General features: G+C 68.5%; 14 protein-coding genes. 11 read left to right on the top strand and 3 right to left on the bottom strand.

The genetic code is table 11. The features are described from left to right. Window positions 1-360: 360 nt before the first annotated feature. On the bottom strand, window positions 361-1467 hold the full coding sequence (locus tag ACZ5BU_RS16490; RefSeq protein WP_465699684.1) for a hypothetical protein: 1107 nt from the start codon (window positions 1465-1467) through the stop codon (window positions 361-363). 15 nt (window positions 1468-1482) lie between these two features. Between ACZ5BU_RS16490 and ACZ5BU_RS16485 the strand changes: the two genes are divergently transcribed. From ACZ5BU_RS16485 to ACZ5BU_RS16445, 9 genes are all read left to right on the top strand, one after another. After that, window positions 1483-2358: a Cgl0159 family (beta/alpha)8-fold protein gene (locus ACZ5BU_RS16485; RefSeq protein WP_465699682.1), complete on the top strand. Its 876-nt coding sequence runs from the start codon at window positions 1483-1485 to the stop codon at window positions 2356-2358. A gap of 46 nt (window positions 2359-2404) precedes the next feature. Further along, complete coding sequence (iolB, locus tag ACZ5BU_RS16480; protein WP_465699681.1) at window positions 2405-3304, top strand: 5-deoxy-glucuronate isomerase; 900 nt, start codon at window positions 2405-2407, stop codon at window positions 3302-3304. Beyond that, window positions 3301-5208, top strand: coding sequence for a 3D-(3,5/4)-trihydroxycyclohexane-1,2-dione acylhydrolase (decyclizing) (iolD, locus tag ACZ5BU_RS16475; protein ID WP_465699679.1), 1908 nt, complete (start codon window positions 3301-3303; stop codon window positions 5206-5208). Before iolB ends, iolD begins: the two co-directional genes overlap by 4 nt. Further along, window positions 5208-6101 (top strand): TIM barrel protein, encoded by an 894-nt coding sequence (locus tag ACZ5BU_RS16470; protein ID WP_465699678.1) that lies wholly within the window; start codon window positions 5208-5210, stop codon window positions 6099-6101. The genes iolD and ACZ5BU_RS16470 overlap by 1 nt, the downstream gene beginning before the upstream one ends. 83 nt (window positions 6102-6184) lie before the next feature. Further along, the gene (locus tag ACZ5BU_RS16465) at window positions 6185-7180 is read left to right on the top strand and encodes a sugar ABC transporter substrate-binding protein (RefSeq protein WP_465699676.1); all 996 of its coding nucleotides are present in this window, start codon (window positions 6185-6187) and stop codon (window positions 7178-7180) included. A gap of 9 nt (window positions 7181-7189) precedes the next feature. After that, window positions 7190-8236, top strand: a complete 1047-nt coding sequence (locus ACZ5BU_RS16460; protein WP_465699674.1) for an ABC transporter permease — start codon at window positions 7190-7192, stop codon at window positions 8234-8236. Next, window positions 8233-9093: an ATP-binding cassette domain-containing protein gene (locus ACZ5BU_RS16455; protein WP_465699672.1), complete on the top strand. Its 861-nt coding sequence runs from the start codon at window positions 8233-8235 to the stop codon at window positions 9091-9093. Before ACZ5BU_RS16460 ends, ACZ5BU_RS16455 begins: the two co-directional genes overlap by 4 nt. Further along, window positions 9086-10099: a Gfo/Idh/MocA family protein gene (locus ACZ5BU_RS16450; protein WP_465699670.1), complete on the top strand. Its 1014-nt coding sequence runs from the start codon at window positions 9086-9088 to the stop codon at window positions 10097-10099. The genes ACZ5BU_RS16455 and ACZ5BU_RS16450 overlap by 8 nt, the downstream gene beginning before the upstream one ends. Window positions 10100-10125: 26 nt before the next feature. Further along, window positions 10126-11628: a CoA-acylating methylmalonate-semialdehyde dehydrogenase gene (locus tag ACZ5BU_RS16445; RefSeq protein ID WP_465699669.1), complete on the top strand. Its 1503-nt coding sequence runs from the start codon at window positions 10126-10128 to the stop codon at window positions 11626-11628. A gap of 339 nt (window positions 11629-11967) precedes the next feature. Here the strand turns inward: ACZ5BU_RS16445 and ACZ5BU_RS16440 are convergent, their stop codons facing one another. Continuing rightward, window positions 11968-12936, bottom strand: a complete 969-nt coding sequence (locus ACZ5BU_RS16440; RefSeq protein WP_465699667.1) for a LysR family transcriptional regulator — start codon at window positions 12934-12936, stop codon at window positions 11968-11970. 76 nt (window positions 12937-13012) lie between these two features. Between ACZ5BU_RS16440 and ACZ5BU_RS16435 the strand changes: the two genes are divergently transcribed. Beyond that, window positions 13013-13744: a CTP synthase C-terminal region-related (seleno)protein gene (locus ACZ5BU_RS16435; protein ID WP_465699666.1), complete on the top strand. Its 732-nt coding sequence runs from the start codon at window positions 13013-13015 to the stop codon at window positions 13742-13744. Here ACZ5BU_RS16435 and ACZ5BU_RS16430 read toward each other — a convergent pair. Next, on the bottom strand, window positions 13699-14700 hold the full coding sequence (locus tag ACZ5BU_RS16430) for a Gfo/Idh/MocA family protein (protein ID WP_465699665.1): 1002 nt from the start codon (window positions 14698-14700) through the stop codon (window positions 13699-13701). The two genes, ACZ5BU_RS16435 and ACZ5BU_RS16430, sit on opposite strands and share 46 nt — an antisense overlap. Window positions 14701-14945: 245 nt before the next feature. Between ACZ5BU_RS16430 and ACZ5BU_RS16425 the strand changes: the two genes are divergently transcribed. Beyond that, complete coding sequence (locus ACZ5BU_RS16425; RefSeq protein ID WP_465699663.1) at window positions 14946-15689, top strand: GntR family transcriptional regulator; 744 nt, start codon at window positions 14946-14948, stop codon at window positions 15687-15689. The last annotated feature ends 122 nt before the right edge of the window (window positions 15690-15811 follow it).

Genomic DNA, 15811 nt, shown 5'->3' with positions numbered 1-15811 from the left:
GCAACCCTCTCTCCCCGTAAGCCGTCCGCCCAACACCCAGCCGACCACCCGACACCCGACACAGAGCAAGCCCGCGCACAGGAGTCCCGCGCCGAGCAGTCCCGCGCCGAGCAGGCCCACGGGGAGCAGGTGCGCGCCGAGCAGGACCGCGCAGAACGGGCTGCGGTCGAGCGAGCCGATCTGCGGGAGGCCGAGCTGGGGCAAGCCGAGCCACGAGGAGCTGAGTCAGGGCAGGCCAGGTCAGAGCAGGCCCACGCGGAGCAGGGCCACGCGGAGCAGACTCTCGCAGAACGGGCTGCGGTCGAGCAGGCCGAGCTGGGGCAAGCCGAGCCACGAGGAGCCGAGTCAAGGCAGGCCAGGTCAGAGCAGGCCGAGCCGGGGCAGGCCGGGCGCGAGCAGGTCGAGCTGGGCCAGGCTGCGCCGGGGCAGGTTGAGCCGGGGCAGGCCGGGGGCAAGCAGGCACCGGTCGCGCAGGTGCGGAGTGAGCCGGTCGCGGAGGTGCGGAGGGAGCCGGCCCAGGAGGACGAGGCCTGGGCTGATCAGGTTAGGGGCGGGCAGATGCAGGCCGAGCCTCTGCAGGTGGAGCAGGCTGAAGCTGAGCAACGGCGAGTGGAGCGACCTGTCGTCGAGCAGGCTCGGGCTGAGCAGGTGCGGTCGGAGGAGCTGTCGGCGGGGCAGGCGCCGGCTGGCGGAGAGATCGCGGGTGACCGCGACATCGCAGCTGGCGGGGATATCGCGCCTGACCGAGAGATGGCGGCTGGTGGAGAGGTCGCGGGTGACGGAGCTCCGGTTGGCGGCGGAGTGCGTGCGGATGCTGCGGGCGTTGTAGGTGCGAGTGGTCCGGACGGATCTAGTTCGTCCGCCTCGGGCGTTGGTGATGCGGCTGAGTCGGTTGGTCGTGCGGGTACGTCCGGTGCGGCAGCTGGTGGGGTTGTGGCTGGTGATGGGGCTGCAGCTGTCACGGGTGAGGTGGCTTCGGCTGCGGCTGGGGCCTTCGTCGGCGGTTTGGCGGGGGCAGTGGCTGGTGGTTTGAAGGCGGATGATCAGCGCGCGGAGTGGGGTTCTGGGGGAGAGGACGCCGGTGGCGATGCGTTTGCCGATACCCAGGTTTATCCCGCGGTTGGTGGTGCAGACGAGCCAGGACTGCGGGAGTCCGAGTCGTCGAACGGTACTGCGGCGGAGCAGGTGGCCGGTGGCCTGACACAGGGCACTGGCGATGACACGGCGGAGCGCTTGGACGCTGGCACGGTTGTCCGGCCGGGTGACGGTGCTGATGTGGCGGACGGTGCGGCGGCGGCCGGTGCGGTAGGTACGGCCGTTGGTGGCGGTGCGGATGTAGACGCGGTCGACGGGGTGGGTGCGGACGCGCGAGCCGGTGTCGCTGGGGGCGCTACCGCCGTCGATGAGGTCGGGGTCGGTAGGAATGCGGATGGTGTGGGGGCGAGCGGGCGTGGGGAGTTGTTGCACGGCATTCGGAGTCAGTTGGGGGAGTTGACGGAGGTTCGGGTTCGGTTCCCGGAGCGGGTGGCTGAGGGGTGGTTGGGGCGGCGGACCCGGGCGTTGGTCGGGGACGACGGGCGGCTGTTGATCGTGGCTGCGGATCATCCCGCTCGGGGCGCGCTCGGCGTGCGCGGGGATCGGATGGCGATGGCGAGCCGGGTGGAGTTGGTTGCCCGGTTGGTGGTCGCCTTGCAGCGGCCGGGCGTCGACGGTGTGCTGGCTACTCCTGATGTGCTCGAGGATCTGCTGCTGCTGGGTGCGTTGGAGGGCAAGGTCGTCATCGGGTCGATGAACCGGGGTGGTCTGCAGGGGGCCGCGTTCGAGTTGGACGATCGGTTCACGGCGTACCGGACGGCGGACGAGATCGCGGCGCGACGGCTTGACGGCGGGAAGATGCTGACCCGGATCGATCTTGCCGATCCGGGGACCGTGGCGACGTTGGAGAGCAGCGCCGCGGCTGTAACCGGGTTGGCCGAGCACAAGTTGATGGCGATGGTCGAACCGTTCTGGTCGGCGCGAGGCGTGGACGGGCGGGTGACGAACCTGCTCGATCCCGACTCGGTGATCAAGTCGATCCAGATCGCCTCCGGCCTCGGCGCGACCAGCGCGTACACGTGGCTGAAGCTGCCGGTGGTCGACGAGCTCGAACGGGTGATGGAGGCAACGACTCTCCCGACGTTGCTGCTCGGTGGCGATCCGACGGCGGCGCCGGAAGCGACGTACGCGTCGTGGGGCAAGGCGCTCGAGCTGCCGTCGGTCCGTGGACTGGTGGTGGGACGGGCATTGCTGTTCCCGCCGGACGGTGATGTGGCCGCGGCGGTCGATCACGCCGCCGCCCTGGTGCACGGCAGCAACTGATGACCGGTCCCCGGACGCTCGGGGCTTCTGACGAAGGACGGTTGGGATGACGGAATGGGTTCGGCCGGCCGGTACGGCGGCCACCGGCGGGTACGACGTGGTGGTACGGCCCGGCGAGCCGCAATGGCACCACAGCGGCCTGCTGGTCCGGACGCTGCTGCCCGGGCAGTCGGTGGAGATCGACACCGGGGACTGCGAGTACATCGTCCTTCCGTTGAAGGGTTCGGCGGAGGTGATCGTGGACGGTGAGTCCGTCCCGCTCGGGGGCCGGACGGACGTGTTCGCCGGAGCGACGGACCTCGCCTATGTACCGCGGAACTCGACCTTCGCGGTGGTGAGTGCCGGTGGTGCCCGAATCGCGTTCCCGCATGCGAAGGCCGCCGCGGATCACCCGTTCCGGCGGATTGCCGCGAACGAGGTGGAGACCGAGCTGCGGGGCGCCGGGGTCGCGTCCCGGCAGGTCCGGAACTTCGGCACGCCAGGAGTTCTCGAGGCGGACTCGATCATCGCGTGCGAGGTGATCACGCCGGCCGGGAACTGGTCGTCCTACCCGCCGCACAAGCACGACGAGCATCGTCCCGGGAAGGAGAGTGAGCTCGAGGAGATCTACTACTTCGAGCTGCAGCTGTCCGACGACGTACCGGAAGGTGTCAAGGGCAACGATCCGATCGGCTACCAGCGGGTCTACGGTACGCCGGAGCGTCCGATCGACGTCCTCGCCGAGGTGCACAGCGGTGACGTGGTGCTGGTCCCACACGGGTGGCACGGGCCGGCGATGGCGCCGCCTGGCTACGACATGTACTACCTGAATGTGATGGCCGGTCCGGGCAGCGAACGTCAGTGGCTGATCACCGACGACCCGCAGCACGCCTGGGTCCGCGAGTTGTGGAACTCCCAACATATCGATCCGCGCCTGCCTTTCGGAGAACAAGGAGCTGAGTCATGACGGTGCGTCTCACGGTCGCGCAGGCGCTGGTGCGATTCCTGAGCGTCCAGTACTCGGAGCGGGACGGGGTCCGGCAGCGGTTGATCGCGGGGTGCCTGGGCATCTTCGGTCACGGCAACGTGGCCGGGGTCGGCCAGGCGTTGCTGCAGTCGGAGCTGCAGGACCCGAAGGCGCTGCCGTACATCCTGGCCCGGAACGAGCAGGCCATGGTGCACACGGCGGCGGCCTTCGCCCGTACGCGTGACAGGCTGCAGACCTATGCCTGTACGGCGAGCGTCGGTCCCGGCTCGACCAACATGGTGACCGGTGCGGCACTCGCCACGATCAACCGGCTGCCGGTGCTGATCCTCCCTTCGGACGTCTTCGCGACCCGGGTGGCGACACCCGTGCTGCAGGAACTGGAGAACTTCGGCGCCGGTGACGTCTCGGTCAACGACGCGTTCCGCCCGGTGTCGAAGTACTTCGACCGCGTCTGGCGGCCCGAACAGTTGCCGTCGGCACTGATGAACGCGATGCGGGTGCTGACGGATCCGGTCGAGACCGGCGCGGTGACGCTGGCCCTGCCGCAGGACGTCCAGGCCGAGGCCTACGACTGGCCGGACGAGCTCTTCGCGGAGCGCGCCTGGTACGTCGCACGGCCTTTGCCGGAGGCATCAATTGTCGACAAGGCGGTAGATCTCCTACGGTCCGCGGAGCGGCCGTTGATCGTGGCCGGCGGCGGCGTGCACTACTCCGGCGCCGAGGACGCGTTGCGCAGCTTCGCCGAGCGCACCGGCATCCCGGTGTCGGAAACCCAAGCAGGTAAGGGATCCCTGAGCTGGGAGCACCCGCAGTCGGTGGGCGCGGTGGGTTCGACCGGGACCACGGCAGCCAACGCACTGGCGCGCGACGCCGACCTGGTGATCGGGATCGGCACCCGCTACAGCGACTTCACGACGGCGTCGCGGACGGCGTTCCAGAACCCGGGCGTGCGGTTCCTGAACATCAACGTCGCGCGCTTCGACAGTGGTAAGCATGCCGGCCTCCCGGTGGTGGCCGATGCGCGGGAAGCCCTTGTTTCGTTGGGATCCGCACTCGGCGAGTGGTCCGTGGATGCCAATTACACCGCGACGGCCCAGGAACTCACCAGGACCTGGAACGGAACTGTGGACGCAGTTTTCCGGCCCTCCCCTGAGCGGAGCGGGGCCGATGGACTGCTCACCCAGGGCGAGGTGATCGGTGCCGTCAACGAATTGTCGGCGGCGTCTGATGTGGTTGTGTGTGCGGCCGGTTCGATGCCGGGCGACCTCCACAAACTGTGGCGGGCACGCGACCCGAAGGGATACCACGTCGAATATGGCTACTCCTGCATGGGATACGAGATCGCCGGCGGCCTCGGGGTCCGGCTCGGCGCACCGGACCGGGACGTGTTCGTCATGGTCGGCGACGGGTCGTACCTGATGATGTCCAGCGAGCTGGCCACCGCGGTCCAGGAGAACCTCAAGATCATCGTGGTCCTCGTTCAGAACCACGGCTTCGCGTCGATCGGCGCGCTCTCGGAGTCGCTCGGCTCCCAGCGGTTCGGTACGGCGTACCGCAAGCGCACCGGCGACGGCCGGCTGGACGGCGACTACCTGCCGGTCGACCTGGCGGCGAACGTGCGCAGCTTCGGCGTCGAGGTGATCGACGTCCACAGCCGACCCGACCTGGAGAAGGCGATCCGGACCGCGAAGGCCGCGACCGGTCCGATCGCGATCCACGTGACGACGGATCCGCTGGTCGGTGGGCCGGACAGCGACTCGTGGTGGGACGTCCCGGTGAGCGAGGTGTCGGAGTTGCAGAGCACGCAGGCCGCCGCCGCGTCGTACGAGGAGAGCAAGAAGGCGCAGCGGCCGTACTTGTCTCCGGTCGAAGGGGACAGCTGATGGCGAAGGTCGAGTTCGGTACGGCGCCCGACTCGTGGGGAGTCTGGTTCGCCGACGACCCGCAGCAGACGTCGTGGACGCGGTTCCTCGACGAGGCTGCTGCGGCCGGGTACACCCGGATCGAGCTCGGGCCGTACGGCTACCTTCCGACGGACCCTGTCCGGTTGAAGGACGAGCTCGACCGGCGCGGCCTGACGATGACGGCGGGTACGACGTTCGAGCAGTTGCACCGCTCCGACGGGTGGGAGCCGACCTGGCGCGACATCGTGAAGACGGCCGAGCTGACGGCGGCGATGGGCGCGAAGCACCTGGTCGTGATGCCGTCCATGTGGCGGGGCGATCACGGCGAGATCGTCGAGGAGCGGCTCGACCGCGAAGGGCAGGCCAGACACGGCGAGGCGGTGACCGAGCTGGGACGTCGCCTCGCGGAGGAGTTCGGGCTGCGGACGCAGTACCACCCGCATGCCGATGGGCACGTCGACACGCAGGACACGGTCGAGCGCTTCCTCGAGGAGACCGACAGCGCCTACGTGAACCTCTGTCTGGACACCGGCCACATCAGCTACTGCGGCGGCGACAACCTCGAGCTGATCCGGAAGTACCCGGAGCGGATCGGCTACGTACACCTCAAGCAGGTCGATCCGAAGGTCCTCGCGGAGGTCGAGGCGGAGGGCCTGAGCGTCGACGAGGCGGTACGCCGAGGCGTGTTCTGCGAGCCTCCGCACGGCGTACCCGGGCTGCCGCCGGTGCTGGAAGCGCTTGCCAGGCTGGACGCCGACGTGTTCGCGATCGTCGAGCAGGACATGTATCCGTGCCCGCCCGACGTACCGCTGCCGATCGCGCAGCGCACACTCGCGTATCTCAACTCACATGGGGGTGGCGAACCGCGATGACGGCCAGGGGAGTGTGAAACTCTCTGGTCCCAAGCAAGTCCGCGGAAATCGCCGCGGAACACCCGAAAGGCTGGTAGCAAGTCATGGTTCGGTGGCAGAAGAAGGCGGTGGCCGCGGTCGCGGCGGTCGCACTTGCCGCGGCACTGGCCGCGTGCAGCTCCTCCGGCGGCAAGCAGAAGGAGCAGAGCTCCGGCGGCAGCGGCGGTAACGTCGCCGACACGCCGCGGATGAAGGTTGCCCTGATCACCCATTCGGGTCCCGGCGACACCTTCTGGGACATCGTCCGGCGCGGCGCCGAGGCAGCCGCGAAGAAGGACAACATCGAGCTGCAGTACTCCGCCGATCCTGACGGCGCCGCCCAGGCGAACCTGGTGCAGACCGCGATCGACTCCAAGGTCGACGGCATCGCGGTCACGCTGAACAAGCCGGACGCGGTGATCCCGAACGTCAAGAAGGCGATCGCGGCCGGCATCCCCGTAACGATCCTGAACGGCGGGCTGGACCAGTGGAAGACCACCGGCGCGCTCGGCTACTTCGGGCAGGACGAACGGATCGCCGGCCAGGCGACGGGTGACAAGCTGAAGCAACTCGGCGCCAAGAAGGTGCTCTGCGTCATCCACGAGCAGGGCAACGTCAGCCTGGAGGCCCGCTGCCAGGGCATCAAGGACAAGTTCGGCAACGTCGAGAACGTGAACGTCAACGGCACCGACCAGCCCGGGACGCAGGCGACGCTGACCTCGAAGCTGCAGGCGGACAAGTCGGTCGACTATGTCGTCGCGCTGAACGCGGGTATCGCGCTGACCGCGGTCCAGGCGGTCAAGGACGCGGGCTCGTCGGCCAAGGTCGGCAGCTTCGACATGAGCAAGGAGATGGCGAAGGCGGTCCAGGACGGCACCGTGCAGTTCGCCGTCGACCAGCAGCCGTACCTGCAGGGCTACCTCGCGATCGACGCGATCTGGCTCTACAAGAACAACGGCGACACCATCGGCGGCGGCCAGCCGACGCTGACCGGGCCGGCGTTCATCGACAAGTCGAATATCGCGGCGGTCCAGAAGTACGCCGAAGCCGGAACGCGCTGAGGTAGCGCCATGGCATCGACCATCACCTCACCCGCAGCGGCGGACGACCGCGTCTCCGCCCGGTCCCTCGGTGCCCGGTTGCTCAGCCGGCCGGAGATCGGGTCGCTGGTCGGCGCGGCCGTGATCCTGGTGTTCTTCCTGATCGCAGCGCCGCCGTTCCGCAACATCGACAACACCGGCACGATCCTGTACCAGGCGGCGCTGATCGGTGTGATGGCGGTGCCGGTCTCGCTGCTGATGATCGGCGGCGAGTTCGACCTCTCGGCCGGGGTCGCGGTGACGACGTCCGGCCTGACCGCGGGAATCCTCTCGTACCAGTTCAGCCTGAACGTCTGGGTCGGCGTCCTCGTCGCGCTGGTGTTCTCGCTGGCGATCGGTGCGTTCAACGGCTGGCTGCTGATGCGGACCGGACTGCCCAGTTTCCTGGTGTCGCTGGGTACGTTCTTCATCCTGCAGGGCCTGAACATCGCGGTCACCCGGATCACCTCCGGCGCCGTCGCGTCGAACTCGATCAGCGACATGGACGGGTTCGGCGCGGCGAAGGCGATCTTCGCGTCGGAGTTCAAACTCGGCGGCATCACGGTCAAGATCATCATCGTCTGGTGGATCGTGTTCGTGGCGATCGCCGCGTGGGTGCTGCTGAAGACGCAGATCGGCAACTGGATCTTCGCGGCCGGCGGGGACGCGGCCGCCGCGCGGGCGGTCGGCGTACCGGTGAAGAAGGTGAAGATCGGGCTGTTCATGGCGGTCGGGTTCTTCGCCTGGTTCACCGGGATGCAGCTGCTGTTCAACTCCAACGGCGTCGTGCAGTCCGGCGAGGGTGTCGGCAAGGAGTTCCTGTACATCATCGCCGCGGTCGTCGGCGGCTGCCTGCTGACCGGCGGCTACGGTTCGGTGGTCGGCGGCGCGGTCGGTGCGCTGATCTTCGGCATGGTCCAGCTCGGTGTCGTGTACGCCGGCTGGAACCCGGACTGGTTCAAGGCGTTCCTCGGTGCGATGTTGCTGCTGGCAACCATCGTGAACCTGGTCGTCAAGAGCAAGGCGGAGGCACGATGACCACCACGAAGTCGTTCGCGGACGACGCGACCACCAGCCCGAACACACCGATCGTGCTGCTCGAGGACGTAGGCAAGAGCTACGGCAACATCAACGCGCTGCGCGGAGTGTCGCTGGCGGTCCGGCAGGGCGAGATCACCTGTGTGCTGGGCGACAACGGTGCGGGCAAGTCGACGCTGATCAAGATCATCGCCGGCCTGCACGACTACACCTCCGGCCGGATGTCGGTGAACGGCGAGGAGCGGCACTTCTCCTCGCCGCGCGAGTCGCTCGACAGTGGCATCGCGACCGTCTACCAGGACCTCGCGCTGGCGCCGCTGATGTCGGTCTGGCGGAACTTCTTCCTCGGCAACGAGATCACCAAGGGGCCGTTCCGGCAGCTCGACGCGGCCAAGATGAAGCGGATCGCCCAGGAGGAGCTGTCCAAGATGGGGATCTCGATCCCCGACCTCGAGCAGCCGGTCGGGAAGCTGTCCGGCGGTCAGCGGCAGTGTGTCGCGATCGCGCGGGCGATCCACTTCGGCGCCAAGGTGCTGATCCTGGACGAACCGACCGCGGCGCTCGGCGTGAACCAGTCCGGCGTGGTGCTGAAGTACGTCGTGAAGGCCCGCGACGCCGGTATCGGGGTCATCTTCATCACCCACAACCCGCACCACGCGTACCTGGTCGGCAACCACTTCGTCGTACTGAAGCTCGGCCGGGTGGCGCTGGACACCCACCGGTCCGAGATCACGCTGGAGCAGCTGACCACCGAGATGGCGGGCGGTTCCGAGCTGGAGGCCTTGAGCCACGAGCTGCGGGAGATCGATCCTGGAGTGGTCGTCGAGCGACCACCGGACGGGAGGCACGATGACTGAGTTGCGGGTCGGCGTCGTCGGCGTCGGGGTGATGGGCGCCGACCATGCCGAGCGCGTCGTACGGAAGACGTCGGGAGCGCGACTGGTCGCGGTCTCCGACGCCGACCAGGCCCGGGCGGAGGCGCTCGCGGAACAGCTGTCGGACGGGATCCGGGTGGTCGAGGATCCGCTGGATCTGATCGCTGCCGACGACGTCGACGCGGTGATCCTCGCGTCGCCGGGGTTCGCGCATGCCGAGCAGCTGTTCGCCTGCCTGGAACACGGGAAGCCGGTGCTGTGCGAGAAGCCGTTGACGATGGACGCGGCCTCGGCGCTGCGCGTCGTCGAGGCCGAGCACAAGGTCGGACGTCAGCTGATCCAGGTCGGGTTCATGCGCCGCTTCGATCCGGAGTACCTCGCCCTGAAGCAGCTGCTCGATTCGGGTGACCTCGGGCGGACGTTGCTGCTGCACAACGTGCACCGGAACAAGTCGGTCCCACCGTCGTTCCGGAGCGAGATGATCGTCCAGGACTCGATGGTGCACGAGGTCGACGTCGCGCGCTGGCTGTTCGGCGAGGAGATCACCCGGGTCACCGTGTACACGCCGAAGCCGACGAGCCTGGTCGCCGAGGGCGCGTTCGATCCGCAGCTGGCGGTGTTCGAGCTCGCGAGCGGCGCGATGGCCGACGTGGAGGTGTTCGTGAACTTCCAGGTCGGGTACGAGGTCCGTTGTGAAGCCGTCGCCGAGCGGGGCAGCGCGACGATCGGGCTCGGGTCGGGCGTGTTCACCCGCGCCGGCGGGCATTGGGGCGGCGCGATGCCGGCCGACTTCCGGATCCGGTTCGAGCAGGCGTACGACCTCGAAGTACAGCGCTGGGTCGACGCCACCGTGCGCGGTGAGATCGACGGACCGAGCGCCTGGGACGGGTACGCCGCGGCGGCCGTCTGTGAGGCCGGGCTCGAGTCGTTGAGCAGCGGCAAACCGGTCGACGTGGCACTGGCCGACCGCAGCAAGGTCCTCGGATAAAGACACCCTGGTAGTGAGGAAACATCGTGAGTACTGACAGCAAGCGCATCACCCACCTCGTCGGCGGCAGCCCGTGGACCGGGGTCGCCGAGCGGACCAGCAACGTCTACAACCCGGCGACCGGCCAGGTCAGCGGCGAGCTGGACCTCGCGTCGGCGGCGACCGTCGACGAGGTCGTCAAGGTCGCTCACGACGCATCGAAGGGCTGGGCGCAGACCTCACTGACCAAGCGTGCGCAGATCTTGTTCGCGTACCGCGAGCTCGTCAGCCGGAACAAGGACCGGATCGCTGCGCTGATCACCGCCGAGCACGGCAAGGTGCTCTCCGACGCGCTTGGTGAGGTGACCCGCGGGCTCGAGGTGATCGAGTTCGCCTGCGGCATCCCGCAACTGCTCAAGGGCGGGTACAGCGAGGGCGTGTCGACGAACATCGACGTGTACTCGATCCGCCAGCCGCTCGGTGTCTGCGCGGTGATCTCGCCGTTCAACTTCCCAGCCATGGTGCCGATGTGGTTCGTCCCGATCGCGGTTGCCTGTGGCAACAGTGTGGTGATCAAGCCGTCCGAGAAGGACCCGTCCGCGGCGAACGCGATGGCCGAGCTGTGGAAGGAGGCCGGCCTGCCGGACGGCGTGGTGAACGTCGTGCACGGCGACAAGGAGGCCGTCGACCGGCTGCTCGAGCACCCGGACGTGAAGTCGATCTCGTTCGTCGGGTCGACGCCGATCGCCCGCTATGTCTACGAGAACGGTACGAAGAACGGCAAGCGGGTGCAGGCGCTCGGCGGTGCGAAGAACCACATGATCGTGCTGCCGGACGCTGATCTCGACCTGGCCGCGGACGCGGCGGTGAACGCCGGGTTCGGGTCGGCCGGCGAGCGTTGCATGGCGATCTCCGCGCTGGTCGCGGTCGAGCCGATCGCGGACGAGCTGATCGGCAAGATCAAGGAGCGGATGGCGACCCTCAGGACCGGCGACGGGACCCGCGGCTGCGACATGGGTCCGTTGGTCACCGGTGCGCACCGGGACAAGGTCGCCGGGTACGTCGCGGCCGGGGTCGAGGCCGGCGCGGAGCTGGTCGTCGACGGACGCGAGGGTGACTTCGACGGCGCGGACGACGGGTTCTGGCTCGGTCCGACGCTGTTCGACAAGGTCACGCCGGAGATGTCGATCTACACCGACGAGATCTTCGGGCCGGTGCTGTCCGTGGTGCGGACGACGTCGTACGACGCGGCGCTCGACCTGGTGAACTCGAACCCGTACGGGAACGGGACGGCGATCTTCACGAACGACGGTGGTGCGGCGCGGCGGTTCCAGAACGAGGTCGAGGTCGGGATGGTCGGGATCAACGTCCCGATCCCGGTGCCGATGGCGTACTACTCCTTCGGCGGCTGGAAGAACTCGCTGTTCGGCGACACCCACGCCCACGGCACCGAAGGCGTGCACTTCTTCACCCGCGGCAAGGTGGTCACCTCCCGCTGGCTCGACCCCTCCCACGGCGGCATCAACCTCGGCTTTCCGACGCACGACTGACTCCATCGAGCAGAGGTAGTGGGCACGGGCAGCTAGGTGTAGCGTCGAAAGCGACCCCCGGGGCATGAGGAGTACCGCGGCGTACCAAGGGCCTGTCGGCCCTGCCCAAGCCAGCGAACATCAGCCCCGGGAGTGCGTCATGTCGAAGAACAAAGGCGGACGTGAAGTCCGCAAACCCAAGCAACCCAAACAGCCGAAGGCGAAGCCAGCCGACACCGCGATCATCCCGCCCACCAAGCAGGCGCGGAAATAGAGGGCGTACTGAGTCCGCGGAGTTGCCGAGCGCGGGGCTGTCGGGGTGCTTGACCGTCCGATGACTACTCGTGCGGGCTCGAGCAACTACTTGAGGTTCGAGAGCAGACGGGCAGCTGGTTCCGACAGGTCGCCGTGGAGGAGTTCGGTTCGGTGGACGAGGCGCGGGCTCGTGAGGGGGACGGCTGTCTGAACCTGGGCTGAGCTGGGCAGGACGGCTAGGCCGTGGCCGCCGGCGATCAGCGCGAGGAGGGTGTGGAGGTCGGTGCCGGCGTAGGTGAAGGCGGGGCGGAAACCGTCGGAGCCGGTGGTTGCGCGGAGTACGGGGAGTGGCGCGGCTAGGTCCGGTGCGTCGATCCAGCGGGCGTCGGCGAGGTCGTGCAAGGCCAGGCTTCGCCGGCCGGCCAGCGGATGATCGTTGGGGACGGCAACAATCAGGTCGTCGTGGGCGACCGGCGTGGTCCGCAGGTGCAGGGCGTCCGAGAGCCGGAGTGGATCGCTCGGCGCGGCCACCCCGTCGACCAGCCCGACGGCGAAGGTCCCGGCGGCCACACCCTCCACCACCTCGTCCCGGCCACAGACAGTCAGCGTCACCTCGGTCCCGGGGTGCGACCGCCGCACCTCACGCAACGCCACGGCAAGGGCGCCGGGCTGGGCTGGGGCGCCCACGGCGGTGCCGAAGGTCGTGCCGACGGTGGTAGTGCCGGCGGGGGTGCCGGCGGTGGCGCCGGAGGTGGCGCGGACGGGGGTGCCGGAGGTGGACAGTGGTGTGGCTGCGACGGTGAGAGCGGTCGGTGGTTGGGCGAGGGTGCGGCGTACGTCGGCTCGCGCGGTGGCGAGTCGCAGGAGGATGGGCGCCGCGTGTTCGAGGAGGCGTTCGCCGGCCGGGGTCGGGGCGACAGGGCGGCGCCGGAGTAGCGGCGTACCCAGGTCGTTCTCCAGGGCGGCGATGTGCTGGGAGACGGCTGACTGGGTGTAGCCGAGGCGCTCGGCCGCGGCGGAGAACGAGCCGCACTCGGCGACCGTCACGAACGTCCGCAGCAGATGAGGATCCACGCGGATCAGTATCGCTTATGGGCAGTGCAGAGATCATCGTTGGCGCTGATACCGGCAGTGCGCCCAGGATGGAGCCATGAACGCCTACTCCGGACGCATCGCCCTCGTCGGTGATCGCTCGCCGCATGTCCGCTCGCACGTCCGCGTACCCGGGCTCCTCGACCGCTTGCGTGACCGCGACAACCTCGACTTCGACGCCTACTGGATCCCGACCGAACAGGTGGACGAGGCCCTCGAAGGCTTCGACGGCATCTGGCTCCTCCCCGGCAGCCCGTACCGCAGCGAGGCGGGCGCGATCACCGCGATCCGGATCGCTCGCGAGCGCGGCATCCCGTTCCTCGGCACGTGTGCCGGGTTCCAGCACGCGATGCTCGAGTTTGCCCGTAACGTCTGCGGCGCGGCGGAGGTCCAGCACGGCGAGAGCACCCCGGACGCCGATGACCTGCTCATCGTTCCGCTCGCGTGCTCCCTGGACGGTCATGAGGGCGCGATCCACGTGACGCCAGGCACCCGGGCGGCTGCGCTCCTGGGAGTCGAGCGATCGATGGAGCGCTACCACTGCTCGTACGGCCTCGACACCACCAGGCTTGACTTGCTCCGCGAGCACGGCCTGGTCTTCAGCGGGTATGACGACGAGGGCGATCCGCGCATTGCGGAGCTACCCGATCACCCGTTCTATCTCGCCTCGCTGTTCCAGCCGGAGCTGGCCGGCGACGGCACGAGGCCGCACCCGTTCGTCCAGGCGTTCGCACGCGCCGCGGCTCAGAGGGCGGATGTAGGTCGTGGCGTCATGCCGGCGGCGACGTAGCACTCGTCGATGAGTTGCAGGGTGGCCAGGGCGTCATCGGCGTCGGTGAGCAGCGGAGCGCCGTTGCGGATCGCGCCGGCGAACGCCTCCAGCTGGTACGTGTACGACGTCCGCGTGCCGAGGTGCTCGACCCAGGTGTCTTCCTTGGTCGTCACGATCACGCGGTCGTCGTTCTGCGGGAGGACGTAGAACGGTGCGAACGCCTCGCCACGGCTGCCGACGACCTTCAGGCTGAACTCGAGGTTCTCCGCGGCCATGCTGGTGCGCACGGTCCCGGTCGCACCGCTCGGGAACTCCAGGTCGGCGTTGAGCCACTCGTCCACTCCAGGCAGCCGCTTGCGCTCACCAGCGCGCGCACTGAGCAGCTTCGGCGCGCCACCTGCGTACTGCCCGAACATGCGCTGTGCGTGCAGTGCGTAGCAGCCGACGTCCATCACCGCGCCACCAGCCAGCGGCAGTGACCAGCGCGGGTCCTCGTCGGCCGGCGGCGGCATCACCATGGTCGTCTCAACGTGCTGTAGGTCGCCCAGCTCGCCCTTGGCGACCAGCTCCTGCAGCCGGCGCATCACCGGGTGGTACGCGTAGTGGAAGGCCTCCATGAACACCAGACCGGACGAGTGGACCGCGTCCCGCACCTGCAGCGCCTCGGCGGCGTTGCTGGCCGACGGCTTCTCCGTGAGGACGTGCTTGCCGGCTGCAAGCGCCCGCAGGTTCCACGGACCGTGCAGCCCGTTGGCCAGCGGGTTGTAGATCGCCTCGACCTCGGGATCGTCGATCAGTGCCTGGTACGACGCGTGGACCCGTTCGACCCCGTGTTCGCTGGCGAAGGCCTCGGCGCGGTCGGTGTCGCGCGCGGCGACGGCGACCAGCCGGGCGCCGGTCAGCTTGGCCGGCTCGACGACGGCCCGGCCGGTGATCCGGGCGGCACCGAGGATGCCGATCCGCAGCGGTTCCATGCCTTCTCCTTCGAGGGTCGGGCGCACAGGGGTGCCCGTACGGTTCGTCCAAGCGGCGTGTTCCGCCGGTAAGGGTAGCTCCCACGTCCGACGGCGAACGTGCCATCCTGCCTGACGGGCAGTGCCGCGGGACAGCGGTTGCCCGTGATCCGGACGCGATTCATCGAACGTTCACCGGTACGGCGGGTCTGATCAAATCCCGACGGTGCCTCGACGGAATCCGGTACAGCCTTCAGGATGAGCCCATGAGTACCGTCCAGGTCCAGGTCGATCGGAACAGCCGTACGCCGTTGCATGTGCAGCTGGCGCAGCAGCTGGAGGCGGCCATCCAGGGCGGCGAACTGCCGGTCGGGTCCCGGCTGAGCAATGAGGTGGACCTGGCCGAGGCGTACGGGCTCAGCCGGCCGACCGTGCGCCAGGCGATCGCCAGGCTGGTCGACCAGGGCCTGCTGGTTCGGAAGCGCGGTGTGGGCACTCAGGTGGTCGGCAGCTCCGGACAGGTACGCCGTTCGCTTGAGCTGACCAGCCTGTACGACGACCTCACCGCGGCGCACCGGAAGCCGGAGACCGAAGTGCTGCGGTTCGGCATCTCTCCCGCGACAGCAGAGGTCGCTACCGCGCTGCAGTGCGAGCAGGGCGACCGTGTACTCAGGCTGGAACGCCTCCGGCGAGCAGATGGCGAGCCACTGGCCCTCATGCGTAACTGGCTGCCGCCCGACATGCTGGAGACAGACCCGGCCACACTGGCCGAGCGTGGGCTCTACCAACTGCTGCGGGCCGAAGGGGTCCGGCTGAAGGTCGCACACCAGACCATCTCCGCTACACCGGCAACGGTCGAGCAGGCACACCTCTTGTCGGAAGAGCCGGGCTCGCCGCTGCTGGCGACCACCCGCATCACGTACGACGACCACGGGCAGCCTGTTGAGTACGGCTCCCATCTGTACCGCGCAAGCAGGTACTCGTTCGAGCACACGCTCGTCCACCGCTAAGAACCGGCCGGATTGCAACAAGCTGCAGAATTCTGGACCTGGCCGTGAGCTGGTAGATACGGTGAGTGAGCCACTGGCGTGTCACGGTTATCCACAGGGACGACGGACACGAGTGGCGCCCG

This window comes from Kribbella sp. NPDC031520 (assembly GCF_055580825.1).
This window is presented reverse-complemented; position numbering and strand designations above follow the sequence as displayed.